The sequence below is a fragment of the Atopobium sp. BS2 genome, from assembly GCF_000565075.1.
In the GTDB taxonomy this organism is placed as follows: Bacteria; Actinomycetota; Coriobacteriia; order Coriobacteriales; family Atopobiaceae; genus Lancefieldella.
The window spans coordinates 1-26131 of the sequence record NZ_JDFG01000033.1 but is presented as its reverse complement, the minus strand read 5'-3'; the positions used below and the strand labels follow the sequence as shown (position 1 = coordinate 26131).

Genomic DNA, 26131 nt, shown 5'->3' with positions numbered 1-26131 from the left:
TCCAAGAGTCTGTGCGACTTGGCTTTAAGCGTTTTCAATTCTAATGGAATTGACGATATCGCCAACCTTTAACTGGGAAATGACATCCATTCCCTCGATAGTTGTGCCAAATACGGTATATCCAGAATCCAAGCCATGCTGTGGACCAAGACAGAAATAGAACTGAGAACCTGCGGAGTTTGGATCTTGAGAACGAGCCATAGCAAGGGCACCGTCAACGTGGGAGTTGTTAGGATTTGTGGTGAACTCCTCTTTGATGCGATAACCAGGACCACCGGTACCAGGAATTCCATCAGGACCAGGGTTACCAAACACAACATCCTCAACACTCATCTCACGGGTGTTTGGGTCTCCGCCCTGAAGAACAAAGCCAGGGACAAGACGGTGGAACTTGGTATCGTCATAGAAGCCAGACTCTGCAAGCTCGCAGAAGTTTGCCACATGAATAGGTGCGCCCTTACCATCAAGCTGAACCTTAATGATTCCCTTGTTGGTATCAAAGACGGCAACCTCAGTACCAGTAACCTGGCGCTCTGGTGTATACAATGGATCAAGTCCAAACATAATTCCTCCAAGCTTCTTTACATCTAAGAGAAGAAAAAACGCGAGAAACCCTTAGTAATAAAGAACTTCTTTTCTAACCTAATTATTTTACCAGTATGATGAGATTTTTGAAATTAAAGCAGCTGAACGGTAGAGATTTACTGCTTTTGTGGCTTCCAATTCACGTAATTTTCATCAAAAAGTTTCTGGTATGAGCTGGAGCCGCTGGAGTCTCTGATGTTATCAACTGGCGCCAAGATATTGTCTTTGTCCTGAGAAGGATTGTTAGAAGCAACTGAGCGCTTCCATCCCTCACTCAAAGCATCGGAGCGATTACGAAGCCAGTTACCCAGTTTGGTGAGATTTTCAATAGTCTGACGATAGTTTCCGTTGGAGTCATCAAGACTAGAGAGGTCAGAGATAACATTACTAATATCCAGCGAAATCTGCTCTGCTTCCTGTTGAGCATCAGCACGCTCCTGATCAGAGCCAGTAATAGCAAGCTGATCAAAGGTTTTCTCGTTATCATCAAGGCGCTTTGAGAGGTCTCCAAGCTTCTGATAATCACTATCAAGTGCGTCAAAAACAGCATCCGAACTTGTATTTTGCTGATTTGCACTGGTGTCTTGACCCGTGAGGTGCGTAACAGGAGTGGTGGTAGGAGTAGATGAGACTGGAGCGTCAACCTTTGCGCGATTGTCGGTTGCCTGAGGGTCCCACGGGTGCGTGATGACAAAGATTGCAGCTACTACCAGCGAGGTAACAAGAAGTGCTGAAAGCAGAATAACGCGCGTACGCGGGATTCCCTCTGCTTCAGGGAGGTTCTCTTTTGAAGGCTCGGAAGGGATTGCAGACTCAAAGCGAGGAGCTGGCCTGCGACTTACCGAGGCAAACGCGCTGGTAGTGTCTGGGTCAGCGTTGTCGGCTGGCATATCTTGCAAAACAGTGGGATCTGCTGCGACAGAAGAGGATGCATCATACTCTGCGTCTACGAGCGGATCGGTCTTCTCGCCAGATGCTGGAGCGGCGTCAATCTCTGGAAGCTTGATGTTGCGTGTGGGCCTGATAGCTCGAGCTGGACGAGCAGCAGGCACTGCCTGTGGTAAAGGAAGGCCACACTTTGGGCAGCTTTCTGCGCCGGCAGCCACCAGGGCGCCACAATGAGGGCACCAATGAGCTTGAGTAACAGGAATCCTTTGGGTCAAACTTAGATCAATCTGACAATGAGGGCAGGTTAAAGCCCCTTCATCGACCTCAGATCCACAGTTTGGACAACGCATACACCCTCCACAACTCTTTGCTTGTGCTTCAGTTTAATCGTTTATATCAGCAGAAGAGCTATAAGTTGACTTTCCTCCCATTAATCTCACAACCAGGTCAAAGAATCGATCCTTTGTATAGTTGTGAATGTAACGCTCGGAAATTCTGTTGAAGATAATAACGGAAATCACCAAACAAATTGACAAGTACGGCAAGATGCGTGGGGTGAGAGGTGCAATGCGGAAGAAGTCCTGCGCTACCGTGCATCCGCCAACCACAATGGCAATGCATACAACAAGAAGTGCAACGCGGAGCTTGGTGAGAGGCAAAGAAATCCTTCTGAGCAGCGCAAAACCAACTGTTGCGGTGGTGATAAGCGCCATCGTAGACACCTGAGACAGGTTCAACTTAAACAGATGACCTGCAGTCATAAGAAGTGCAAGCGTGATAGTTACTGCAATAGAAGCAGGTAGTGACTTGCGCAAAATGTTGACCAGGAAGTTGCCCTTTACGCGATCGTGATTTGGCTCAAGCGCCAACACAAACGATGGCAGGCCAACGGTTGCAAATGAAAGCAGCGACATCTGAACAGGAATAAAGGGGTATGGTGGCGCAATAATGCAATAGAGCGCTAAAGCCGCAGTATAAACCGTCTTTACAAGAATGAGTGCAGCAGATCGCTGAAGGTTATTGATAGAGCGCCTACCTTCGGCAACAACTTCTGGCATGTGCGCAAAATCGTTGTCTGCCAGAACAATCTCTGCAACATTTCTAGCTGCAGCAGAACCAGAAGCAACAGAAATAGAACAGTCCGATTGCCTCAGTGCCAAGATATCATTGACGCCGTCGCCGGTCATGGCAACCGTGTGGCCATGATTCTGGAGTGCAATAACAAGCTCGCGCTTCTGTTCTGGCGTAACGCGACCAAATACGTGGTACTTCTCGACAGCTGCAGCAATATCTGCCTCTGTGTGTAGCATAGTTGCATCTACCCAGCCGTCGGCGTGAGGGACGCCCGCTCGCTCAGCAATAGCGGAGACGGTACGAGGATCATCGCCGGAAATAACACGCAGGTCAACGCCTTGTTCAAGGAAGTATGCAATGGTTTGTGGGGCGGTCTCTCTAATCTGATCCCTAAGCACTACGTAACCTAGGAGCTGAGGAGTTCCCTGGAAAGTATCATTCTGGTCAAATCCATCAACGGTACAGGCAACCAGCACGCGTTCAATGGACGCAAATGCATCGGACGATGCGATAACGTCTGCTGCCTCGGGACCAAGCACAAACTGAGCAGCACCGATAACAAATGCCTGTCCGTCCTCAGTGACGCAGCCAGAGTACTTTCTCTTGGAAGAAAACGCCACAACGCGAGAAGGGCGTTCACTTTGAATCCCCTGCTTGGATGCGTACGCAAGGATTGCAGTAGCCGTATCGTTAGCGTCATCTTTGTTTGCGCCGACAACGTTTACAGCCGCTTGTAGAGCGCCTGCGGCCTCAGTAATTGGCGTAAACGAAGCATCCAAAATACGAGCAACTTCCATGTTTCCCGTGGTGATAGTGCCCGTCTTGTCCAAACAAAGGGTATCTACGCGTGCCAGCGTTTCAATACAATATTGCTGCTGAACCAGAACATTTTTCTGGCCAAGCCTAATGGTTGCAATAGCAAGAACCGAGCTGGTGAGAAGAACGAGTCCTTGAGGAATCATGCCAATAACGGCAGCAATCATCGAAAGAAGCGCTTCATTTAAATCGGCGTTACCAATGAAATAGGTACGAACAAAAAGACCAATACCCAGCGGAATCAATGCAATGGAACCTGCGCGAATAATCGACTTAATGGTGGTAAGAATCTCTGAATTGATCTCTTTTACAAACTTAGCTTCTGCGTTAATACGCGCAGCATAGCCTTCCTGACCTACACGGCATACCCTACCAACAAGACTGCCCCTCTCGACAAAACTACCAGAGAGAAGCTCGTCTCCCGTGGTCTTTTGCACGGGCTCTGCCTCACCAGTTAGAAGGCTTTCATCAACGCTTACGTGCTCTGATACAAGAATACTGTCAGCAGGAATTTGATCGCCCGTCTTCAAGCGCACAAGATCATCGATGACAAGCTCGTCTGGTTTGATAAAGGTATCTTTTCCGTCACGAATTACACAAACACTCTGAGCTGTCATAAGAGACAGGCGGTCAACCATGCGTTTTGCACGAATCTCTTGCACAATACCAATGACCAAGTTTGCAAGAACTACGCTCATGAACAGTGCATTTCTGTACTGTCCCGTTACAACAACAAGCAGCGCCATCAAAACATTAACTATGTTAAAGAGCGTAAAGCTGTGCTCTGCAATAATCTGAGCAATAGATTTGGTTTTGACGTCTGTATTAGTATTGACTTTACCTGCAGATACTCTTTCTGCAACTTCTTTTGACGTCAAGCCTTCATACGCTTCTTCACAACGTTTACTGCTCTTGCCTGCAGTATCTTGTAATGACATATAAACAATCTCCAGTCAGTGATGGCCGGTTTTTTACACGTGGTGACCCCGGTGGGTTTCGAACCCACGACCTTTTGCTCCGGAGGCAAACGCTCTAATCCACTGAGCTACGGAGTCATGGTGCATAAGTATACCCCAGCCTACTTACTGCCTTTTGTAACGGTTTGCGTAATTTTCTTCTGGTATTTTCCCATGCTAAAATGAATTCAACCAGCAAATGAGGAGTTCATGAATACTATTTCTGTTGACCTAACATCCGACTCATATCAAATTCATGTAGGGCATCACCTGCTTGCGCAGGCCGGTAAGCTCATTCATTCCTGCACCTCAGGGTCAAAGATTCTTGTAGTCACTCATCCAGATTTGAACAAGCTCTACGGCTCTGAGCTTCTTACCTCGTTGGAGTCAGCTGGCTACTCCGTTACAACCGCCACAGTGTCCACAGGTGAGCACGCAAAATCATTTGAGTCGTATCAAAAGCTGGTAAGCGTCCTTGCAGAAAACCGTTTTACGCGAGAAGACATTGTTGTGGCATTTGGCGGAGGTGTTATTGGTGATCTTGCGGGATTTGTTGCAGCAACCTACATGCGAGGTTGTGCGCTCGTACACATCCCCACCTCTCTTTTAGCGATGATTGACTCCTCAATTGGTGGAAAAACTGCTATTGACCTACCGTTTGGGAAAAATCTGGTTGGAGCCTTCTATAATCCCAAGGCCGTTATTGTTGACCTTGAACTGCTGAACTCTATTCCGACTCCCCTCTTGCAAGATAGCTGCGGAGAGCTTATTAAATATGGCGTTCTTTCTGGACATGAGCTCTTCAATAAAATCTCTTTGGCGAGAAACCCTGTGCAGGTCATCGACGTGACTCATAGACAAGAGCTCATTCAAGAGTGCATTGAAATAAAGAAGACAATCGTTGAAGCAGACTTCAAAGAAGCAGGGTCTAGAAAATTGCTCAATCTGGGCCATACACTTGGCCATGCTATTGAGACGCTCAGCAACTTTGAACTTGGACACGGCTCCTGTGTGGCTGCTGGAACTTCCCTGTTGGCAAAAGCCTGTTCCAAGCTTGGTCTTTGTTCTGTTGAAGACGCAGAGAACATCGCCGCGCTCACTCAAGCTTATAACCTTCCTACCAGCACTTCATTTACTGTGGAAGAACTTTACAGCGCAGCACTTCATGACAAGAAAAGCCACGCAAATTCAATTGATATGGCGCTTATCTATGGCATTGGTGATGTGCGTATTGAGCGCAAATCATTTGCAGAACTTAAACAGCTGATTGAGCTAGCAAAAGAAGACTAACGTCCTAGACGCTCCAGCTCTTCTGCAAGCTTACGTACTGACTCGTTTAAGGCAGTCTTGTCTTCAGCTAGGATATCGTTTTTGTTGAAGATGCCGTTAGCAGTTCCTACATAGGCATAACCGCCAGCAAATACTTCAGCAAGATTATCTGTTGTAACGCCACCAACCGCCATAAGAGGCAAGTTTCCTAAAGGCTCACATACCTTTTTGGCGTATCCATAACTAACCTCATTTGCGGGGAATACTTTGACAATATCTGCACCAAGAGCAAATGCATGAGCAATCTCTGTTGGCGTAAACGCTCCCGGAACACTCAAAATCTCATGCTCTTTGCAGTAGTCAAACATCTCTTCAGAGAACAGTGTTGGTGCTAAAACAAACGTGGCGCCAGCTTTATGAGCTGTCCGCAGATCTTCAAGAGTAAGTACGGTACCAGCACCAATATTGATATCAGAACCATATTCACTGGACAGCTTCTGAATTAACGAGGCAGCTTCTGGAGTGTTCATGGTTACTTCAACGTTATGTACAGGAGAATCAACAAGAACCTCAACTACAGCTTTAACCTGATTGTACGTATAGCCACGTAAAACCTGAGTTACGGCGCTAAAAGGCTTATTCACTTGCTTCCTCCTTTAATCTTCAAACAATTTTAACCATATCCTTCTCCGACACTCAACTGCGGTATTCTTACATCAAGCAATTAGTTACGGAGCGTGTGAAAAATGGATGTTTCAATAACTCCTCATGATTTGTTTGGAACGGTAGAAGCCATCCCGTCAAAATCATGCGCTCATCGCGCGCTCATCTGCGCTTCATTTGCAAACGGCACTACTAACATTACCTGTCCTTACATCTCAGAGGACATTCAAGTAACTGTTGATTGCCTTAAAGCTTTAGGCACCACTATCGCTAGAACTAAACAGGGATTTAGAGTTGTCCCTGCAAAAGAGCAAAATCGCCCTCAAAACGTGCAACTTAACTGCAAAGAATCTGGCACCACGCTCAGGTTTTTACTCCCCCTTCTGGGGGTGCTAAACGTAAACGCCACAATTTCTGCAGAAGGAAGACTCTTTTCTCGACCCCTAGAGCCTCTTGTCTCAGAACTCTCTGCCCATGGTATGTCTTTTAGCTGGCAAGACGAGAAGACCCTTGAGGTTTCGGGCAAACTTATTGGCGGTTTATTTGAGCTACCAGGAGATATCTCATCCCAATTTATTTCTGGACTTTTGCTGTCATTACCTTTGTTAAATGAATCTTCAACGATACAAATTACAGGGTCCATCCAGTCAAAAGACTATCTGGCTATCACAGAGCACGTATTGAAAGACTTTGGCGTTACTACTGTATTTGATGCAAAGAATGCCACCTACATCATTGAGCCTCAACACTACGTTTGTCCAGGCGTTTATTCAATCGAAGGAGATTGGTCAAACGCTGCACCATGGCTTGCTGCAGGTGCAATTGGGCAAGGCGTAGAGGTCACAGGGCTCTCCATGCAAAGTGTCCAGGGAGACAGAGCTATCTTGGCCGTGTTATCGCTTGTGGGCGCACGTGTTTCTCGCCAGCAAAAAGGTGCAGCTTGTATGATAGATCACCTGCGACCGTTTACCATTTCTGTCTCCGAGGTGTGCGATCTTGCTCCGGTACTTGCTGCATTAGCTGCGTTTATCCCTGGAACAAGTAGGCTTACCAATATTCAGCGCCTTCATCTTAAAGAGTCCGACCGCGTTCAAAGTATCTGCAGCGTACTTAGGGCATTTGGTGTAACCGTTGAGCTCTCTGACGATCAAACGGAGCTTATTATCACGGGAGGAAAACAGCCCGTCAGCTGCATTGTGGACTCGTGCAATGATCATCGCATGGTGATGATGGCAACTATTTTGGCTTCGTATGCAACGGGTCCTGTCATAATCACCCATGCCGAAGCAATCAATAAGTCGTATCCGTTCTTCTTTGAGCACTTCAAGCAGCTTGGTGGCGTCTGTCACAGTATGGAGTCATAAATGATGACCTCAACTTTTGGGACAACAGTAAAAGTATCTATTTTTGGCGAGTCTCATGCTCCAAAAATCGGCTGCACCATTGAAGGTTTACCTGCTGGTTTTAGCATTGACTTAGCAGCTCTCAAGACATTCCTTCAAAGAAGATCTCCATCGCATCCGTGGGATACTCCGCGTAAAGAGACTGATGATCCACTGTTTGTCTCAGGAATTTCAGCAGAAGGCATTCTAGATGGCTCCCCGCTCACGGCGGAGCTACCTAACACAAACGTTCGTCCACAAGATTACGCAGCTACAAAGCTTGTCCCACGACCAGGACATGCCGATTTTGCTGCCTGGGCAAAATGGGGAGACTCGTACAAGCAAACGGGTGGAGGACATTTTTCCGCCCGCCTAACCGCCCCTCTCTGCATTGCAGGAGGCATAGCGCTCCAGATTTTGCAAGCTCAAGGCATTACCCTTGCAGCTCACGTACTCAAAATAAAGAACATCAGCGACACTCCTCTTGAGCTCGTAGACAACTCACTTGAGGCCAACAAGCTACTTGCTTACCAAATGAATCAGCTACTTCAGGCTAACCCTCAAGAGCTTCCCTTCCTTGATGCTCAAGCTGGCGAGAAAACCCGCGCACTCCTTATGCAGCTGCGCTCAGAGAAAAATACTGTTGGCGGCATCGTAGAATGTGCTGCAACGGGTGTTCCTGCAGGTATTGGGTGCCCTCATTTTCATGGGCTTGAAAATACCATCTCTGCTGCAGTCTTTGGTATTCCTGCTGTTAAAGCCATAGAATTTGGTAGCGGCATGGAAGTTGCCAATCTCCTTGGCTCTGAGAATAACGATGCATACGAAGTGCGTAACGGCACTGTTGTACCAACCACCAATCACGCCGGAGGCATCCTTGGTGGAATCTCAACGGGTGCTCCCATCTGGTTTAGATGTGCGTTAAAACCTATCTCGAGTATTGGCCTACCACAGAACTCAGTAAACCTTCAGACTATGAACCCAGAGCAGCTTGCTGTTCAGGGCAGACATGATGTAACTGCAGTTTTACGCGCTGTGCCCTGCGTTGAAAGCGCTTTTGCACTAGCTCTTCTCGACACCTTGTATTCCTGGCCCTCTGAGCAGAACGGATATCACAATGACTAGTCAGCTAGAAACGCTTCGCCAGGAAATCGATTCAATTGATGCGCAAATCTTTGACCTCTTTGAGCAAAGGATTGCGGTTGCCAAACAAATTGGCGCTTACAAAAAGGAGCAGGACCTCACTGTTCTTGATTCCTCAAGAGAAAATGCCAAAAGAGACCAGGTTAAAGCCACTGTTTCTAATGAACTTGAACCTTATGCTTTAGAGTTACTTGAGGTATTGATGAACGCCGCAAAGGCAGTTCAGGAGACAGACCATGAGCTCTAATTCTGAGCAGCAAGCCTCAAGTAACCCTACAGCTCCTCTTGCTCCTTACGGCCTTATTGGCGAGAAACTCTCTCATAGTTGGTCGGCAGAAATTCATGAAAAGTTGGGGTCATTTCCCTACCAGCTTCATGAGCTTTCTGCTTCTGAGCTGAAGGGTTTTCTCAAAGACCAACCTTGGCGGGGCTTGAACGTTACTATCCCCTACAAAAAGGATGCCTGTGCTCTTGCAGACGCTACTTCTAAGGATGCACAAGCTATAGGAGCGGCAAATACCCTAGTAAAAGATACAAATGGTTTTATAGCAGCAGACAACACCGATGTGTATGGCTTTGAGTATCTGATTAAAAGCCTCAAGGTCAACTTAAGCCAAAAGAAAGCGATTGTCTTTGGGGCCTTTGGTGGCGCTGGTCAGGCAATTTGCTATGCGCTCAAAAAAGGCGGTGCATATGTTGTGGGAGTCTCCAGGAACCCTCACGAAAGTTCTTCATATGTAGACTGCGCAATTACCTATGACCAGCTTAAACTCCACTATGACGCTAATCTTCTTGTCAATGCAACGCCAGTAGGAATGTTCCCACATGCTGGTGTTTCTCCTCTTTCAAAAGAGGAACTTTCTGCTTTTACTTCCCTCCAATGCGTGATTGATCTTATCTATAATCCGCTGCGCTCTCAGCTTCTTTTAGACGCAGAAAGTCTTGGAATACTCAATGCAAATGGTTTAAAAATGCTGGTAGCTCAAGCAGCTAGAGCAAGCTCACTCTTTTTGGGAAAAGATGTATCAGGCTCGCAGATAGAAAGCATCTCGCGTGAGCTCCATGCTTCAAAAGAAAACATCGTGCTTATCGGTATGCCGGGAGTTGGAAAGACTTCTACGGGAGAAGCCCTAGCAAAACTCCTGAATCGTCCCTGGATAGACACTGATTTTCTCATCAAGCAGAAAGCTCACTGCGAAGCGGCAACCTATCTACAAACATACGGTGAAGCAGCATTTAGGCGTCTAGAACATGAAGTAATTCAAGAGATTTCCAGCATGAGTGGTGTGGTGATCTCTTGCGGAGGCGGCGTAGTTGTCACGCCTGCAAACTACCAGCTTCTCCGTCAAAATGGAAAGCTTGTCTACCTTACGCGCCCGCTTGAAGACCTAGCTATTGCAGGAAGACCGCTCTCACAAAGTGTTGGCATACAAGAACTTGCTGCAGTACGTATTCCGCTCTATGAAGCATGGGCTGACGTAACTTTTTCTTGTCTCGGTAGTCCAGACGCAGATGCCAAGAGTCTTCTCGACACACTTTAAACATAACAGTAAGCGTTCGCAGTTATTTTTTAACCGTTCACCGGATGGTTTGTGGATTTTGAATTTTGGCACGTTAAAGCCCCTATACTTATGCTTCGTAGGTGTGTATTCATAAGACTACGAGGACGCTAGACCAAGTCAAACGGTTAAGTGTTTGATATGTGGTCATGCTTGGGGAGATATCCAATGGACGGCAATGCTATTGCTCACGAGATCCTAAATGCAATAGGCGGCTCAAAAAACTTAACTCACAACGAAGTGTGCATGACGCGACTTCGCCTTTCCATCAATGATATGACGCTTATAGACCATGAACAGCTGGCCACAGCCACTGGTGTTCTTGGTATTGTAGGAAAAGGCGCCAACGGACTTGAGGTTGTCTTTGGCCCCAATCTTGTGCGTCAAGTAAATGATGCCCTTAATCACATTTTGGGTGAGCCAGAAAAGACTTTTTGTTCGTTAGATGAGAAGCGAGCAGATCTTCCCGCTCAGCACAACGAAGAGGTGGATGAGCTCATCTCTTTGCTTACTCAAAAAAATACCCTTGATCAAGACGAAGAAGACTTTGACAGCCTTGCCTCTGACTTAGACGCAGACGACTTTGAAGACAACTATGAGGATGACCTCGACGCTCCTCGCCTTCTCATAATCAACGGCCCAAACATCAACATGCTGGGCATTCGTGAGCCAGAGGTTTATGGAAAAGCTGACTACAGAACCCTTATAGAGACTTGTAAGGAAGAAGCCCTCTCTCAAGGTTTCTCTGATTGTGTGTGTTATCAATCAAACCATGAGGGTGATCTAGTTGATGCAATCCAGGACGCCCTGGGCAGCTACGATGGCATTATTATCAATCCTGCCGCCTATACGCACACCTCAGTTGCCCTGCTCGACGCAGCACTAGCGGTACAAATTCCCATGATTGAGGTACATCTTACTGACATCTCTACCAGAGAAGACTTTAGGCACATTTCTTATATAAAAGACGCATGCTTTGCTACAGTTGCTGGTAAAGGAATTGACAGCTACAGAGAAGCAATCCAACTGATGGCGGCTCATCTCAAAGATGAAGCATAACCAGTTGCTTATAACCACTTGGCGAGAAACACAAACCTGCTGTAATGCTAAATTGCAGCAGGTTTTTTATGCACACGTAAGTACATCTGACTCGGTTATCACCTCATCTACGGCAACATCAAATGTTGTATGAGGAAGCATTGTCCGGCTCAAATTTTGCTGGTAAGCAAGACAAATTTTCTTGCCAGGATACGTAGACAAGAATCGGTCATAAAAACCAGCGCCATAACCCAGGCGATACCCCTTTATATCAACAAGAAGCGCTGGAACAATGCAGATTGAAGCGTTCATCTGCTCTTCTGTTAAAGCCGGTAATTCTTTTGGCGGTTCAAGTAGACCAAAAGGAGCAGCAATAAGTTGATCTAAAGAAGTAATAGCTACGAACTCTAAACAATGTCCAGGTAGACAACGAGGTACCGCCACCGTTTTCCCATCGCGTAGAGCGCACTCAATAAACATCCTGGTAGAAACTTCAGATGAAACAGAAACATACGTTAAAACAGTAGTTGCTTCTACATATTCAGAGATTGCAAGAAGTTTCTGAGTAATGCGATCATCAAGCACGGACCTCTCTTGCTCAGAAAGAGCTTCTCTTGCTGCTAGATGTTCTTCTCGCAAACGTTGTTTTTCTAATGCCGCAGTATCCATAAAGCCTCCCCTCTAGCTAAGAATAACAACATTTTTGTGGACATTTGGAGAAGAAACAGACACCTGTCGCAATAAATGTGACTAATTCTCAACAATTTTTATATAGCTTTCTTTTTAGCAAATTCCTGACCTGCGCAAATGTAAACCGTTTCTAACTTGTCAAAATATTGCGTATTTGTCACTTGTCTAGCACTACATATTGAGTAAAGTTAGAGGTCGCAACTAATATTTGACGTCATTTGTCCAAAGACATACCTGCTGTCAAAATTAGTCTCAAGATTGCTATTTGTAAACTGCTGAGCGGCCATGCTCCACTCAACACGCTCAGCATGAACGCGGATATATACATTGTCCGTGTAAAAAGGAGTGTGTTATGCAGGAAACACCAGCACAGGAGGCTTGGGACGGCTTTGTCGGTGGCAACTGGCAAAGAGCTGTTGATGTCCGAGACTTCATTCAGAAGAATTACACCCCTTATGACGGTGATGATTCCTTCCTCGCTGGTCCAACTGAGGCTACTACAAAGCTTTGGGCGGATGTTATGGATCTCTTTGCACAAGAGACCGCAAACGGTGGCGTACTTGATATGGACACCAAAAAGGTTTCCACTATCACCTCCCACGAGGCTGGCTACATTGACAAACCACTTGAGCAGATTGTTGGTCTCCAGACTGACAAGCCCCTCAAGCGCGCTCTGATGGTAGACGGCGGCGTTCGTATGGCAATGGCTGCATGCAAGGCCTACGGTTATGAAGTTAACCCAGAGATTGTTGACTTCTACACCTATCGTCGCAAGACTCACAACGCTGGTGTTTTTGATGTCTACACCGAGGACATGCGCAAATGCCGTCACTCCCATATCATTACCGGTCTGCCTGACGCATATGGCCGTGGCCGCATCATCGGCGATTATCGTCGTGTTGCTCTCTATGGTGTTGACGCTCTTATCACTGATAAGACAAATCAGAAAAACGGTACCAGCTCTATCATGGACGAGAAGACCATTCGTCATCGCGAGGAGCTCTCCGAGCAGATTCGTGCTCTCAAGGAGCTTAAGCAGCTTGGCGAGATTTATGGTTTTGATTTGAGCCGTCCCGCAGAGAACTTCAAAGAGGCTGTTCAGTGGCTCTACCTGGGCTACCTTGCTGCTGTAAAAGAGCAGAATGGCGCTGCAATGTCCATTGGTCGTAACACCACCTTCCTGGACATCTATGCAGAGCGCGATCTTGCTCGTGGTACCTTCACTGAGTCTGAGATTCAGGAGATTGTTGACCACCTGGTTATGAAGCTTCGTATGGTCAAGTTTGCTCGTACTCCTGAGTACAACGAGCTCTTCTCTGGAGACCCTCAGTGGGTCACTGAGTCCATTGGTGGCATTGGCATTGATGGCCGCTCTATGGTTACCAAGTCCAGCTTCCGCTGGCTTCACACTCTGGAGAACATGGGCACCAGCCCTGAGCCTAACCTGACCGTTCTGTGGTCTACCAAGCTTCCTGTAGGCTTCAAGCGCTATTGCGCAAAGATTTCTATTACCACCAGCTCTATCCAGTACGAGAATGATGATCTTATGCGCGTCTATCATGGCGATGACTACGCAATTGCTTGCTGCGTCAGCTCCATGCGCGTTGGTAAAGAGATGCAGTTCTTTGGCGCTCGTGCCAACCTTGCTAAATGCCTGCTTTACGCAATCAATGGCGGCCGTGACGAGAAGACCGGCGAGCAGATTGGTCCTAAGTACCGTGCCGTTGAGGGCGAGTACCTTGATTACGACGATGTCTTCTCCAAGTACTTGGATATGATGCGCTGGCTTGCAGGCGTTTATGTCAACGCTCTTAATGCAATCCACTATATGCACGATAAGTACAGCTACGAGCGCATCCAGATGGCACTGCACGATGAGCATGTTCACCGTTGGTTTGCAACAGGCATCGCAGGCCTTTCTGTTGTTGCCGACTCCCTCTCTGCAATCAAGTATGCAAAGGTAAGGGTTGTCCGCGATGAGACTGGCCTTGTTACCGATTACGTCACTGAGGGCGACTTCCCTAAGTACGGTAATGATGATGACCGTGTTGACACCATTGCTCATGACATCGTTGAGATTTTCATGAACATGATTCGTCAGAACCACACCTACCGTGATTCCGTTCCAACAACTTCTATCCTGACCATTACCTCAAACGTTGTATATGGTAAGGCTACCGGCAACACCCCTGACGGCCGCCGCGCGGGCGTTCCTTTTGCTCCTGGTGCTAACCCAATGCACCACCGCGATACCCACGGTGCTGTTGCTTCCCTGGCCTCCGTTGCTAAGCTTCCATTCAACGACGCGCAGGACGGTATTTCCAATACCTTCTCAATCATTCCTAACGCTCTTGGTAAGGGCTCTGACGTCTACTTCCATGGCAGTGAGCTTGACCTTGAGCACATCGACTTCTCTGATATGAATCTTGATATTCAGATTGAGAACAAGATTGATTGCGCCTGTGAGGCAGATCCATCCGCAGCTGAAGGTGCTGAGGATCGTAAATAACAAGCCCTGGCGAGAAGATCTATCTACACGTTACTTCTCGCCAACAAACTCGTAAGGAGAAACACATGCAGTCCAACGAAGTAGCTTCCGAGCAGATTGACAACCTGGTAAACATGATTGATGGCTATGCCGAGAAGGGCGGTCATCACCTCAACGTTAACGTTTTTACTAAGGACACTCTTCTTGATGCTCAGGCACACCCAGAGAAGTATCCTCAGCTGACCATTCGCGTTTCTGGTTACGCTGTTAAGTTCAACTCCCTTACCAAAGAGCAGCAGGACGACGTTATTTCTCGTACCTTCCACGACGCTCTCTAAGGATTTCTTGTCCATGTCTTGTTCTGATATTCACATGGATCTCAATGACCCGCTCACAGTTTGTGGGCGGGTCCACTCTATTGAGACCTTTGGTACTGTAGATGGCCCTGGAACTCGCCTGGTTGTATTTACCCAGGGGTGTCCCATGCGCTGTGCCTATTGTCATAACCCAGATACCTGGCAATTTGGTATTGGAACAGAAAAATCAGTAAAAGAAATTCTTACCACCTTTAACCGTAATAGAGCCTTTTATAGAAACGGTGGAATTACGGCTACTGGCGGAGAACCGCTTGCTCAACCAGAGTTTGTTGGAGCTCTTTTTGAGGCAGCGCATAATGATCCTCGTGGACGTATTCATACTTGTCTTGATTCTTCTGGTGTCGCATACAATCCAGATACTCCAGAGAAATTTGAGCACGTGCTTGATAACGCTGATTTAGTGCTTCTTGATATCAAGCACTCTGATCCAAAGGGTCACATAAGTCTTTGTGAAGTTGGCTCAGAAAGACCGCTTGCGTTTGGCGATGAGCTTAATCGTAGAGGTATTAAAGTTCTTATCAGACATGTAGTAGTACCTGGAATTACTGATTCAGCAGAAGAGCTTGCGGGTGTTGGTAGGATTATTGCCCACTGGGATAATGTTATTGGATTAGACGTACTTCCCTATCATGTGATGGGCGTAAAAAAGTACGAAGAGCTGGGCATTCCTTACAAGCTTTCTGATACTCCTGCCATGGATGGAAAAAAGATTCCAGAGCTGCGCAAACAAATCCTTATTGCTCGTGCCCTTGAACGCAAAAAGCTTGGAAAACAATAGATGTTAAATACCTATGATCGATACAATGGCTTAACGATGCGGCGGATATTTTTCTATTAATCTAAAACTTGTCCTACAAATCAAATTGGATATATAAGAAGCATTACTTGGACTTCTTAGTTACAAATAAAACAATTAAAACAATCAACAAAAGTACTATCCAAAACGCAGGTTGAAGCAAAATTCCTACTAACGGAAACTCCATTCCAAGGATCATAGTATCCCCCCAACTATTTTTCCCATTTCATAATTTCCTCTAAACTACCTAAGTAGTCTATAGGTATTTTTCATTATATATACTGCATGATAAATTCATATAATTTCGTAAACGCATTAAAAATACCGCTTACAGGAATTAGGGCTGATGGAAATTTAGGCTGATAAAATTAAAGATTGTGTGAGGAAAATACTTTTATTGAAATAAAATAATGAAAGCAAAAATTTGAGATTAACAAGGAGTCACTATGCCAAATGAAGGCAGTTATGAAGCAGCTGTACGCCGTTCTGATGAAATCCAGGCTGATCTAGCCGAGCATGCAGGAAAGTACAACATGCTTACTGGTGACCGTCCTACTGGAAGGCTTCACCTTGGTCATTACTTTGGCACTATTGTTGAGCGCGTAAGACTCCAAAACCTTGGTGTTCATACCAATATTATTATTGCTGACTATCAGGTTATTACAGACAGGGACACCACTGAGCATATTGCAGATAATGTCTACAATATGGTTATTGATTATCTGGCCTGCGGAATTGATCCAGAGAAGACTATGATTTTCACGCATTCTGCAGTTCCAGCTCTTAACCAGCTTATGCTTCCGTTCCTCTCACTTGTTACCGAGTCTGAACTACATAGAAATCCAACCGTTAAGGCAGAGCAGGAAGCATCTGGTCATGCTCTTACAGGTCTTCTCCTCACTTATCCTGTTCACCAGGCATGCGACATTCTTTTCTGCAAAGGAAATGTTGTTCCTGTTGGTCGCGATCAGCTGCCTCACATTGAGATTACCTCTAAGATCGCCCGTCGCTTTAATGAGCGCTACGGAAAGGTATTCCCAGAGGTTTCTGGCCTTCTCACCTCTACCCCATTAATTCCTGGCCTTGATGGTCGCAAGATGAGCAAGTCTTACGGTAATGCTATCTCGCTTTCTATGACAGCTGAAGAAACTGCTAAGCTCATCAAGAAATCCAAGACTGACTCCGAGCGCATGATTACCTTTGACCCAGACAATCGTCCTGGCGTTTCTGCGCTTCTCACCACTGCTGGCATTTGTACTGGCCGTGATCCAAAAGAGATTGCTGACGAGATTGCTATGGGCGGCGGCGGAGCGCTCAAAGCTTACGTCATCGATGCTGTTAACACCTACTTTGAGCCAATTCGTCAGAGGCGCGCAGAGTTTGCAGCTCAACCAGACCTTATTCGCGATATCCTCCACGACGGAAACGCTCGTGCAAACGTTATTGCTGACGCCACGCTCGACGAGGTCCGCGAGGCAATGGGAATGGTCTACTAAGTGTCTGAGCTCACCTTACATGTAGAACGTATGAGCTATGGTCCAGACGCTATTGCCCATACATCAGAAGGTAAAACGGTCTTCATCTCTGGAGGCGCCGTCCCTGGAGATACCGTCAGTGTACAGATTACCGAGGATACCGAAAGGTTTTCTCGCGCACAACTTGTAAAAGTCTTGGAAGCGTCAGAATTCAGAGAGCCTCGTCCCAATCCTTTTGTGGCGCTCACGGGTGCCACTCCATGGGGCAACATTGTCTACGAGCAGCAACTTGTCGAGAAGCACAACGGCGTAGTCTCCGCTCTTGAACGCATTGGGCATTTTTCACCCGACGATGCCTCCGAACTGGTAAAAGACATTGTTTCTCCTGGCGAACCTTGGGGTTATCGCAACAAAATTGAACTGGCGTTTAAACGCAGTGGCAATAAAACGCTGGTGGGCATGTATGCGCCTAACGGACAAGACATTGTTCGCATTAAAGACTGTCCGCTTTTGGATAAGAGCAACCAGAAGGCAGTTGGAGCTGTAAGCGGGGCCCTCTCCTATCTCTCAGGCTCTCACGAGCTTGATATAGAACGCATTGGCATCAGAGTGTCTAGACGCACTAAAGAACTTGAGGTGGCACTCTGGACCGCTCCGAGCGGCTTCCCACGCACGCAAGTGGCGCGCGTTTTGAGTGACGCAGTCAAGGCAACAAGCGTTGTCCGCGTTATGACCAAAGGTCCAAGTAAGGCACGCCGTGTTGTAGGAGTTGAGCGTCTAAGCGGCTCCGGCTCATGGAGCGAGCTTATTGATGATCAGAAGATGCAGCTTTCTGCACCTTCGTTTTTCCAGGTCAACACCAAGGGTGCCGAGAAACTCGTTGAGCTTGTATTATCTGGTTTGGATGTTCAGCCAGACGACGAGGCTATGGACCTCTATTGTGGAGCTGGAACTTTTACGCTTCCTCTCGCAAAACGTGCAGGGTTTGTTTCTGCTGTTGAAGCCTATGGTCCAGCAGTTAGAGATTTGCGCCGCAACCTTGAGCTAGCCAGGCTTGATAACGTTGACGCAGTAGGCGGAGACGCGGGTAGAGAATTCCCCGATACAGATGCTGACGTGATTATTGTTGATCCTCCTCGTGCAGGACTTGCTCCTGAGGTTATTCAGCAGCTTTCTAAGCAGCCTGCGCGTGCTATTGCCTACGTATCTTGTGATCCTGCAACATTGGCCCGTGATCTTAAGCGCTTTGTTGAAATTGGCTCATACAAACCAGTAAGTGTGACCCCGGTGGATCTATTCCCACAGACCTTCCATGTGGAAAACGTTTGCTTGCTTGAGCGTGGAAAATGATAAGAAAAGGGCGCGTGACCTACTGATGAAAGAAGAATGTAAAAGTCCTATTACCCTTTATACACCGTCTTTAGAAGATCTTTGGTTTCGTCAGAAGATGATGGCAGATGAAGAAACGATGTCATATAACCATGCATGGGGAGGTACAATTCCTTTCCCAAAAGAGACTTGGCATGGCTGGTATGATTTTTGGATTGTAAAGCATGAGAATAAACGTTATTACAGGTATTTAAAGGATAGCGGCGGTCATTTTATTGGAGAGGTCGCCTATCACTTTGATAGCGATAAAAATATTTATCTTGCAGACGTCATAGTCTACGCACCATATAGAAAAATGGGCTATGGCAGCATTGGATTAAATTTGCTCTGTGATGCGGCTAAACAAAACGGCATTAATCAACTCTATGATGATATCGCCATAGACAATCCATCAGTCACGATGTTTTTTAAGAATGGATTTGTTGAAGAGTACAGAACTAGCGAAATTGTTATGCTCAAAAAAGAGTTATAGACTGTCCCCAACAAGACAGTTGTACTAATTGGAGTGGATGTTCTAAAAATTAAACCTTTTATATATGCAGGTCAGATGTGCACTTACTACTCCAAGTAATGTTCTTTCAATTATCTGCGTCTTTGTTGTTGCATAACAGCAAAGAAACGTGTAAAAAATACATTGCAATCAAGTAGTCTTGAATGCAAGATAAGTATTACTCGAGTAAGGGGCTCGAGATACGGAGAGGAATGTATTATGAAGGCAACAGTTAATGAGGATTGCATCGGTTGCGGTCTCTGCGAGAGCACTGCTCCTGAGGTATTCGAGATCGGCGAGGACGGTCTTGCTCACGCTATTGAGGAAGAGGTTCCTGAGGCTGCAGAGGACGCAGCACAGGAGGCTTGCGACGGCTGCCCAGTCACCGCTATTGAGCTTGACTAGTTTTTAGCTTAGCTTTTTTTTCTTAGCATGTAAGCCTGATGGGTTTCTCGCCTATCAGGCTTCTTTTTTGGGTACAGTATCAGCAAAACCTCAAATGATAGGAACACATATGATTCTTGCATCACAATCCCCTAGGCGCCTTGAACTTATGCAGTCTATGGGAATAGACCCACAGGTTATGCCTGCTGATATTGTCGAAATTTGTAGAGAGGACGAGAAACCCCTTGCGCTCGTAAAGCGCTTGGCTCAAGAAAAAGCCATTGCAATATGTTATAAGCTCATGGAGCAGCCTAACTTTGAGCAGCTCAACAATGAGATTGTGCTTGCCGCAGATACCATTGTCTGGACAGACGAAGGCCAGGTTTTTGGCAAGCCTACAAACGCTGAAGACGCCAAACGCATGCTTTCTAAGCTTTCTGGTCAGACTCACCACGTATCTACCGGTGTTGCCCTGCGACACTTTAAGGCTTTCAAGTCCCCTTCTCCTGACGGAGCGCCATCAGTTATTGCCGTGGCGTTTGTGGAGACTACTGACGTCACGTTCTTTGAACTCTCCGAAGACGAGATTGCTGCCTACGTTGCCTCGGGCGAGCCAATGGACAAGGCTGGAGCTTACGGCATTCAGGGAAATGGTCGCTATCTAGTTCAGAGCATTCAGGGAGATTACGAGAATGTCGTAGGGCTCCCCGTTTCTCTGCTTTCTCGTGAGCTGGTTAAATTTACCGGCAATCATGACTATCTAGAGCATGCCCTAGCAGGACGTAAGCACTAAAGCGCCTTTATAAATGAAAACCCTCGTATCGCCATGGATGAACTGCCTCCCATTTCTTAGACACGAGAAATAGGAGGCAGTTCAAAACACACCTAAGTCGGATAATCTGTTAAAAAGACGTATACATGACGCTGAAAATACCTGAAACATGCAGAATATCTGACTTAGAAGTGTAATATGCCCGCATCTGAGCAGAATATCTGACTTAGGTGTGTTCCGTAGATACAGAATTTATTGATAGTTAAATTTCTTATATGACGCTATTCATTTTCTAGCATATTAGGTTAAGTTTATGCATAGAAATGCATATCAGGCAGTGTGACCGCTTAGCTGCTTGGTTATCTTGATTAAGAACATATCGATTCTTCGGCAGAACACCAGAAAGCTGCGCTATTTTGTGCGCCAGGCCTAAAAGCCGACGCTAACACGCTGCAGAATCATAATCACCCGCATATTAACTACCTCCCATTTCTTATGTCCAAGAAATGGGAGGTAGTTCAGGATACGAGGGTTTTGCTTTTAGATTTGAAAGAACGTCTAGTTGAACTTAACAACCTTCTGAGCTACACGATAGCCACCGATGGTGACTGTCTTGCCAATCTTGCCAGGAAGATTTGTAGCAGTGCCTACAAGACCGTAGCGAGCCTTGCGGTACATCTTCTTGTCATAAGCGCGAAGCTCATCCCAGAGCTCCTCCAACTGATCCATGGCATCCTCGCGATCGCTCATCTTAGAGAAGACTGAGCAGATAGCCATGATGATAGTGAAGTAACTCATCATGTACGTCTGAAGACGTGGAGAAGAGATGTCGTCGTAGATGTGATATGCATGCATCATATTGCGAGCAACACGCCAATAATGATCAACACGACTTGTTAAGACCTTCTCGTTAACTGATTGATCGTCTCGACCAATAAAATAACGATACAGGTCAACATCAACGTAATAGATAGTCTTTACCTTAGGGAATGGAACGTAAGCATAGACGTTATCCACATAGAAAGTGTGCTCAGGCATCTGGATATTTGCAGAGCGCAGAACCTCAACACGGTAGGTAATCGCGTGCATCAGAAGGTACTGAGACAGCTTAAAGCGGCCAATCTCGTCCCAACCAATAATCTTGTTGGTAGGAACCGCGTCGCGATAGTCCACAAAGTTTTGGGTATTATCCTCAACGTGCTCGTAGACGTAGTTTGAGAGTACCAGGTCAACTGGATTATCAGAAGCAATAAAGGTGCGAAGCTGCTGAAGGAAGGTCTTCAGTGCATCACCATCTACCCAGTCATCTGAATCAATGTTTTTGAAGTACACACCATCAGCATGAGAAACAGCCTTCATAACAGCAATGCCGTGGCCGCCGTTTTCCTGATGGACTGCCTTAATGATGTTGGGGTAGCGTTCCTGCCAAGCGTCAGCTTTAGCGGCAGTATCATCTTTTACAGAGCCGTCATCAACAATAACAATCTGCACGTCATCGGCGTAATCAGAGCCCTCAAGAATAGACTCAATACAGTGATCCATGTACTCCGAAGAGTTATAGCATGGAATACCAAAGGTGATTGTCTTTTTCATGCAAGCTCCCTATGCCTGATGAGCAATAAGCTCGTCAGAAAGTTCCAAAGCAGAAGCAACAACGCCATCCATATCGTAGTAACGATACTCAGCAAGACGACCAACTGCGTGGAAATTCAGAATGCCAGAAGTGCGCTCCTTGTAAGAGCGATACAGCTCCTGATTTTCTGGCTCAAGAATAGCGTAATAAGGAGTCTGGCCACTCTCTGGAACATAGGCGTGTGAGTACTCACGCATGATAGTTGTTTTACCAGGAAGAACCTGACCAGTCATATTCTTGAACTCGGTGATACGAGTAAAGTCCTCACTGGTGGTGTAATTGACGGTACCAACAGGCTGGAACTGATCTTGGTCAAGCGTCTCAAACTGCATATCAAGCGTACGATAAGGCAGAGCACCCTGATCAAGGTTGAAAAGCTCATCCAGAGGACCGGTGTAAATTACCTCACCTGCAAATGGTTTCTCGCAAACAGCCACGTTAGAAGCGGTGAGCTTCATGATGTCGCGAACATCAACATCTAGGAAGACGTCAATCAAATCATGGTCAAGCATGTTTTCGAAGAGCTTGGTGTAGCCCTCTTTTGGCATGCCCTGATAGGTTGCACCTGGGAAGTAACGATCGTCATCGCCGACAAAGATTGGAACGCGACCTGTGATGGACTTGTCAATCTGGTCTGGAGTCTTACCCCACTGCTTCATGGTGTAATGCAGAAAAACGTTCTCATAAACGTAGTCAGCAATCTCTTCCAGATCTGGATCGTTCTTCTCGCGAAGCTCCATGATAGGAACTTTAACGTTCTCACCAAACGTGAGAACCAGCTTCTGATAGAGTTTCTCGCCTCGCTCTTCTCCAAAGGCAAGCTTCAAAGACTGGTGGTTAAAAGGAACAGGCATCAGCTGGCCGTTAATGTTAGCCAGAACTTTGTGCTGGTAGCTAGTCCACTCAGTGAAGCGCGAGAGGAACTGGTGAACGCGGTCACTCATGGTGTGATAGATGTGTGGACCGTACTCGTGAACAAGAACGCCCGCGTCATCAAGGCGATCGTAAGCGTTACCGGCAATGTGGTTTCTGCGCTCAAAGATTGCTACCTTTGAATTGCAGTTTTCTGCCATACGACGAGCAACAACTGCGCCTGCATAGCCAGCTCCAACAACAATAACATCGTAGTTGTCGGGGTTAAAACCGGCAGGAAGACCATGATTGATAGACATGTAAACCTCCGTGTGCGCCTAAGTGCGCAGGATTTGTATGTGAAACTTCACTCATTTTAACACGCGTCTATAAAGTGAGCCACGCGGGGCGCAAAGCTCTGCCGTTAGGCGTAAAATATGCAACTGGTGTGAAAATGCATTTCTTAGCTTTTTGTGTCTAGTTTTTATACAAACTACAAGCTGAGAAGTGCAAAATTCAACGAGGCACAGATGTCAAAGTATGATTGGAGCACGACACATGAGCAAGTTTCTTGACCGTATGAAAGAAACCGCTAAGTCCGACGTAAAGACTATTGTTCTTCCAGAGGGAGAGGACCAGCGTACCATCGATGCAGCAAAGAAGATTGTTGCAGAAGGTATTGCAAAGGTCATTATTCTTGGCGATCCTGAGCAGATTGATGTTCCAGGCGCAACGGTGGTAGACCCTGCTACTGACGAGCGTCATGAGGCATATGCTCAGAAGTTTGCTGAACTTCGTGCTCGCAAGGGCGTCACCATTGAGGAAGCTCGCAAGCAGATGAACGACGCTACCTATTTTGCAACCATGATGGTCAAAATGGGCGATGCTGACGGCCTGGTTTCTGGTGCTTGCCACTCCACCGCAAACACCTTGAGACCTGCACTGCAGATCATCAAGACCGCTCCTGGTACCAAGCTTGTTTCTGCATTCTTTATCATGAGCACTTCAACTGACTTTGGCGAGGACGGCACTCTGCTCTTTGCTGACTGCGGCCTTAACATTGATCCATCTGCAGAGGAGCTCTCCGAGATTGCTCTTGCTTCCGCTGATTCTTGGCGCGCATTCATGAGCGACGAGCCTCGCGTTGCCATGCTCTCCTACTCCACTATGGGCTCTGCTGGCGGCGCAACTGCCGAGAAGGTCCAGGAGGCCACAAAACTTGCTCACGAGAAGAACGCTGAGCTAGCACTCGACGGCGATCTTCAGCTTGACGCAGCTCTTGTTCCTGAGGTTGGTAAGCTCAAGGCTCCATTCTCTAAGGTAGCAGGAAACGCAAACATCCTGGTCTTCCCTAACCTTGAGGCTGGCAACATTGGCTACAAGCTTGTTCAGCGCTTCAGTGGTGCTGAGGCATACGGTCCAATCCTTCAGGGCATTGCTCGTCCTGTCAACGACCTCTCCCGTGGTTGCTCCGCTGACGACATTGTTGGCGTTGTTGCAATTACTGCTGTTCAGGCTCAGATGGCAGACAATAACTAGTCTTTCTGCACTTCTAACTTGGTATACTAAGTCAGTCTCAAAAGAGGCTGGCTTATTCTTTAGCTGGAGGTATCTATGTCTGAAATTATTTCCATTTCTAGCAACTCTCTTACCGCTTCAATTGACACCATGGGCGCGCAGCTCATGAGCTTACGCAAAGGTGAGTCAGAATACCTCTGGCAGGGAGATTCCAACTGGTGGCCAAGACGTGCTCCCATCCTCTTCCCCATTGTTGGCGTCTTAAAAGACAGTAAGGCAGAGTCTGCGGAAGGCACCATCTCTCTAGCGCGTCATGGACTTGCTCGCCTCAACCAGTTTGAGGTTGTCGAGCAGAGTCCCTCTTCTGTAACGCTCCAGCTAAAAAGTACCGAAGAGACTCGCAAGTCTTATCCCTATGACTTTGAACTTAAGCTGATCTTCTCGGTAGATGGTGATACGCTGACGCAAACGTATGAAGTCACCAATCCTGCAAACGTTGTACTGCCGTTTACCCTTGGCGCTCACCCAGCGTTCAACATTCCGATCCCCGATGTTGAGGCAAGCTCTTTAAACCATTATCACCTCTTATTTACGCACTCCTGGACCAGCTATGGCCCCTCTATTACTGATGAGGGTCTTTGCGATTACACAACTCCACAGAGGCTTATCGTGGACTCTGATACGCTTCCCCTGTCTTGGGAACTTATTGATCGCGAGAAGACCATCACACTTGAAAACGTCCCTGATAGACGCATTACACTTGCGGCTAGCACAGAAGCTCCTTCTGAGGCTCATGGCATTCAAATGGATTTTGAGGGCTTTGATTATCTGGGCATTTGGAGTGCTACTCCTGGTTGTCCATTTGTTGCTCTTGAGCCATGGTGTGGCATTGCAGATACCGTTGATTGTGACGGCATCTTTGAACACAAACCGGGCATCATAAGCCTTGAGCCTGGCCAAAGTATTGCTAAAACATTGAATATCAGGGTCTTCTAATGCACATTAGAAGAGCAAATAGTAGAGACCTCAGCGCTGTTGCAGATTTGTACGACACAGGTCGTCAGACTATGTATCAGCAAAATAACACGTTTCAATGGAATAAGAACTATCCTCTTTTAGAAGACGCTGTTGCTGATTATGAAAGATGTGGTCTTTTTGTAGTCGCTGAAGATGAAACATCTGAAGAAATTATTGGTTGTTTTTCGCTCTTACCCGGTCCTGACGAGGCATACGTCAATATTGCTGAAGGCGCTTGGATAAACAGCCTGGATTACGTTGTTATTCACCGAGTGGCTGTTAAATATACAGGTCACGGAATTGCCTCTTTTATATTCAATTGGATTTGCGAAAACTATTCAAACGTTCGCGCAGATACTCATGAAGCAAATGTCGCTATGACTACGACGCTTACACATGCTGGTTTTGTGTATTGCGGCAAGGTAGTTGGACACGATAAAACACCTCGTGACGCATTTCATTTTGTAGCCTAATAGACAGCGAGAAACGCTTTGAACAAAAAGAGAGCCTGTGAATGAACTGCCTCCCATTTCTTGGACATAAGAAATAGGAGGCAGTTCAAAACACACCTAAGTCGGATAATCTGTTAAAAAGACGTATACATGACGCTGAAAATATCTAAAACATGCAGATTATCGTCATTAGATGTGTAAAATGCCCGCAATTGAGCAGAATATCTGACTTAAGTGTGTTCCTTAGGTGCGGAATTTATCTATAGTTAAATTTCTTATATAAGTCTATTCATGTATAAGCATATTAGATGAAGTTTATGCATAGAGATGCATATCAGGTAGTGCAACCGCCTAGCTGCTGGCTATCTTGATTAGGAACATGTCGATTCTTTAGCAAAACCTACCAAAGCTGCGCTATTTTGTGG

General features: G+C 46.5%; 24 protein-coding genes and 1 tRNA gene. 17 read left to right on the top strand and 8 right to left on the bottom strand.

Annotation, left to right across the window (positions count from 1 at the left end):
* Positions 1-24: 24 nt before the first annotated feature.
* The 4 genes from HMPREF1492_RS03890 to HMPREF1492_RS03875 all read right to left on the bottom strand — a co-directional run bounded on the left by HMPREF1492_RS03890 (position 25) and on the right by HMPREF1492_RS03875 (position 4418).
* Positions 25-564 (bottom strand): peptidylprolyl isomerase, encoded by a 540-nt coding sequence (locus tag HMPREF1492_RS03890; RefSeq protein WP_035436099.1) that lies wholly within the window; start codon positions 562-564, stop codon positions 25-27.
* A gap of 137 nt (positions 565-701) precedes the next feature.
* Positions 702-1823: a zinc ribbon domain-containing protein gene (locus tag HMPREF1492_RS03885; RefSeq protein WP_035436097.1), complete on the bottom strand. Its 1122-nt coding sequence runs from the start codon at positions 1821-1823 to the stop codon at positions 702-704.
* Positions 1824-1856: 33 nt separating this feature from the next.
* Positions 1857-4301, bottom strand: a complete 2445-nt coding sequence (locus tag HMPREF1492_RS03880; RefSeq protein ID WP_035436094.1) for an HAD-IC family P-type ATPase — start codon at positions 4299-4301, stop codon at positions 1857-1859.
* A 40-nt stretch (positions 4302-4341) separates the two neighbouring features.
* Positions 4342-4418 (bottom strand) — tRNA-Arg (locus HMPREF1492_RS03875).
* Positions 4419-4529: 111 nt separating this feature from the next.
* On the opposite strand from HMPREF1492_RS03875, the gene aroB reads away from it, so the two are divergent.
* On the top strand, positions 4530-5609 hold the full coding sequence (gene aroB / locus HMPREF1492_RS03870; protein WP_035436091.1) for a 3-dehydroquinate synthase: 1080 nt from the start codon (positions 4530-4532) through the stop codon (positions 5607-5609).
* Here aroB and HMPREF1492_RS03865 read toward each other — a convergent pair.
* On the bottom strand, positions 5606-6232 hold the full coding sequence (locus HMPREF1492_RS03865) for a bifunctional 4-hydroxy-2-oxoglutarate aldolase/2-dehydro-3-deoxy-phosphogluconate aldolase (protein WP_035436089.1): 627 nt from the start codon (positions 6230-6232) through the stop codon (positions 5606-5608). The genes aroB and HMPREF1492_RS03865 overlap by 4 nt on opposite strands.
* A 102-nt stretch (positions 6233-6334) precedes the next feature.
* Here HMPREF1492_RS03865 and aroA point away from each other — a divergent pair, with 102 nt between their 5' ends.
* The 5 genes from aroA (at position 6335) to HMPREF1492_RS07410 (ending at position 11394) form a co-directional block, all read left to right on the top strand.
* Positions 6335-7615 carry a 3-phosphoshikimate 1-carboxyvinyltransferase gene (aroA, locus tag HMPREF1492_RS03860; protein WP_035436086.1) on the top strand — a complete coding sequence of 427 codons (1281 nt, stop codon included), beginning with the start codon at positions 6335-6337 and terminating at the stop codon, positions 7613-7615.
* Positions 7616-8758: a chorismate synthase gene (aroC, locus tag HMPREF1492_RS03855; RefSeq protein WP_084054981.1), complete on the top strand. Its 1143-nt coding sequence runs from the start codon at positions 7616-7618 to the stop codon at positions 8756-8758.
* Positions 8751-9023, top strand: a complete 273-nt coding sequence (locus tag HMPREF1492_RS03850; RefSeq protein WP_035431272.1) for a chorismate mutase — start codon at positions 8751-8753, stop codon at positions 9021-9023. Before aroC ends, HMPREF1492_RS03850 begins: the two co-directional genes overlap by 8 nt.
* Positions 9013-10317 (top strand): shikimate kinase, encoded by a 1305-nt coding sequence (locus HMPREF1492_RS03845; RefSeq protein WP_051479390.1) that lies wholly within the window; start codon positions 9013-9015, stop codon positions 10315-10317. Before HMPREF1492_RS03850 ends, HMPREF1492_RS03845 begins: the two co-directional genes overlap by 11 nt.
* Before the next feature lie 186 nt (positions 10318-10503).
* Positions 10504-11394 (top strand): type II 3-dehydroquinate dehydratase, encoded by an 891-nt coding sequence (locus tag HMPREF1492_RS07410; protein ID WP_084054980.1) that lies wholly within the window; start codon positions 10504-10506, stop codon positions 11392-11394.
* A 66-nt stretch (positions 11395-11460) separates the two neighbouring features.
* On the opposite strand, the gene HMPREF1492_RS03835 is transcribed toward HMPREF1492_RS07410, so the two are convergent.
* On the bottom strand, positions 11461-12042 hold the full coding sequence (locus tag HMPREF1492_RS03835) for a 5-formyltetrahydrofolate cyclo-ligase (RefSeq protein ID WP_035436084.1): 582 nt from the start codon (positions 12040-12042) through the stop codon (positions 11461-11463).
* 373 nt (positions 12043-12415) lie between these two features.
* Here HMPREF1492_RS03835 and pflB point away from each other — a divergent pair, with 373 nt between their 5' ends.
* From pflB to HMPREF1492_RS03795, 8 genes are all read left to right on the top strand, one after another.
* Positions 12416-14572 (top strand): formate C-acetyltransferase, encoded by a 2157-nt coding sequence (pflB, locus tag HMPREF1492_RS03830; protein WP_035436081.1) that lies wholly within the window; start codon positions 12416-12418, stop codon positions 14570-14572.
* Positions 14573-14637: 65 nt separating this feature from the next.
* A complete protein-coding gene (grcA3, locus tag HMPREF1492_RS03825; RefSeq protein WP_035427399.1) occupies positions 14638-14889 on the top strand; it encodes an autonomous glycyl radical cofactor GrcA3 in 252 nt (83 codons plus the stop codon).
* A 13-nt stretch (positions 14890-14902) separates the two neighbouring features.
* Positions 14903-15706 (top strand): pyruvate formate-lyase-activating protein, encoded by an 804-nt coding sequence (gene pflA, locus HMPREF1492_RS03820; RefSeq protein ID WP_035436077.1) that lies wholly within the window; start codon positions 14903-14905, stop codon positions 15704-15706.
* 464 nt (positions 15707-16170) lie between these two features.
* Positions 16171-17220 (top strand): tryptophan--tRNA ligase, encoded by a 1050-nt coding sequence (trpS, locus tag HMPREF1492_RS03815; RefSeq protein ID WP_035436075.1) that lies wholly within the window; start codon positions 16171-16173, stop codon positions 17218-17220.
* On the top strand, positions 17221-18549 hold the full coding sequence (gene rlmD / locus HMPREF1492_RS03810) for a 23S rRNA (uracil(1939)-C(5))-methyltransferase RlmD (protein ID WP_084054979.1): 1329 nt from the start codon (positions 17221-17223) through the stop codon (positions 18547-18549).
* A complete protein-coding gene (locus tag HMPREF1492_RS03805; protein ID WP_198014341.1) occupies positions 18539-19060 on the top strand; it encodes a GNAT family N-acetyltransferase in 522 nt (173 codons plus the stop codon). The genes rlmD and HMPREF1492_RS03805 overlap by 11 nt, the downstream gene beginning before the upstream one ends.
* A 237-nt stretch (positions 19061-19297) precedes the next feature.
* Positions 19298-19483 carry a ferredoxin gene (locus tag HMPREF1492_RS03800; protein ID WP_035427390.1) on the top strand — a complete coding sequence of 62 codons (186 nt, stop codon included), beginning with the start codon at positions 19298-19300 and terminating at the stop codon, positions 19481-19483.
* 109 nt (positions 19484-19592) lie between these two features.
* Positions 19593-20255, top strand: coding sequence for a Maf family protein (locus tag HMPREF1492_RS03795; protein WP_035436073.1), 663 nt, complete (start codon positions 19593-19595; stop codon positions 20253-20255).
* A gap of 537 nt (positions 20256-20792) precedes the next feature.
* Here the strand turns inward: HMPREF1492_RS03795 and HMPREF1492_RS03790 are convergent.
* Both HMPREF1492_RS03790 and glf read right to left on the bottom strand, forming a co-directional pair.
* Positions 20793-21827, bottom strand: coding sequence for a glycosyltransferase family 2 protein (locus tag HMPREF1492_RS03790; RefSeq protein WP_035436071.1), 1035 nt, complete (start codon positions 21825-21827; stop codon positions 20793-20795).
* Positions 21828-21836: 9 nt separating this feature from the next.
* Positions 21837-23039 (bottom strand): UDP-galactopyranose mutase, encoded by a 1203-nt coding sequence (gene glf / locus HMPREF1492_RS03785; protein ID WP_035436069.1) that lies wholly within the window; start codon positions 23037-23039, stop codon positions 21837-21839.
* A gap of 238 nt (positions 23040-23277) precedes the next feature.
* Here glf and pta point away from each other — a divergent pair, with 238 nt between their 5' ends.
* The 3 genes from pta to HMPREF1492_RS07265 all read left to right on the top strand — a co-directional run bounded on the left by pta (position 23278) and on the right by HMPREF1492_RS07265 (position 25727).
* Positions 23278-24258 carry a phosphate acetyltransferase gene (gene pta / locus HMPREF1492_RS03780; RefSeq protein ID WP_035436066.1) on the top strand — a complete coding sequence of 327 codons (981 nt, stop codon included), beginning with the start codon at positions 23278-23280 and terminating at the stop codon, positions 24256-24258.
* Between the two features lie 75 nt (positions 24259-24333).
* The gene (locus HMPREF1492_RS03775) at positions 24334-25233 is read left to right on the top strand and encodes an aldose 1-epimerase family protein (RefSeq protein ID WP_035436064.1); all 900 of its coding nucleotides are present in this window, start codon (positions 24334-24336) and stop codon (positions 25231-25233) included.
* On the top strand, positions 25233-25727 hold the full coding sequence (locus HMPREF1492_RS07265) for a GNAT family N-acetyltransferase (RefSeq protein WP_051479389.1): 495 nt from the start codon (positions 25233-25235) through the stop codon (positions 25725-25727). The genes HMPREF1492_RS03775 and HMPREF1492_RS07265 overlap by 1 nt, the downstream gene beginning before the upstream one ends.
* Positions 25728-26131: the final 404 nt, after the last annotated feature.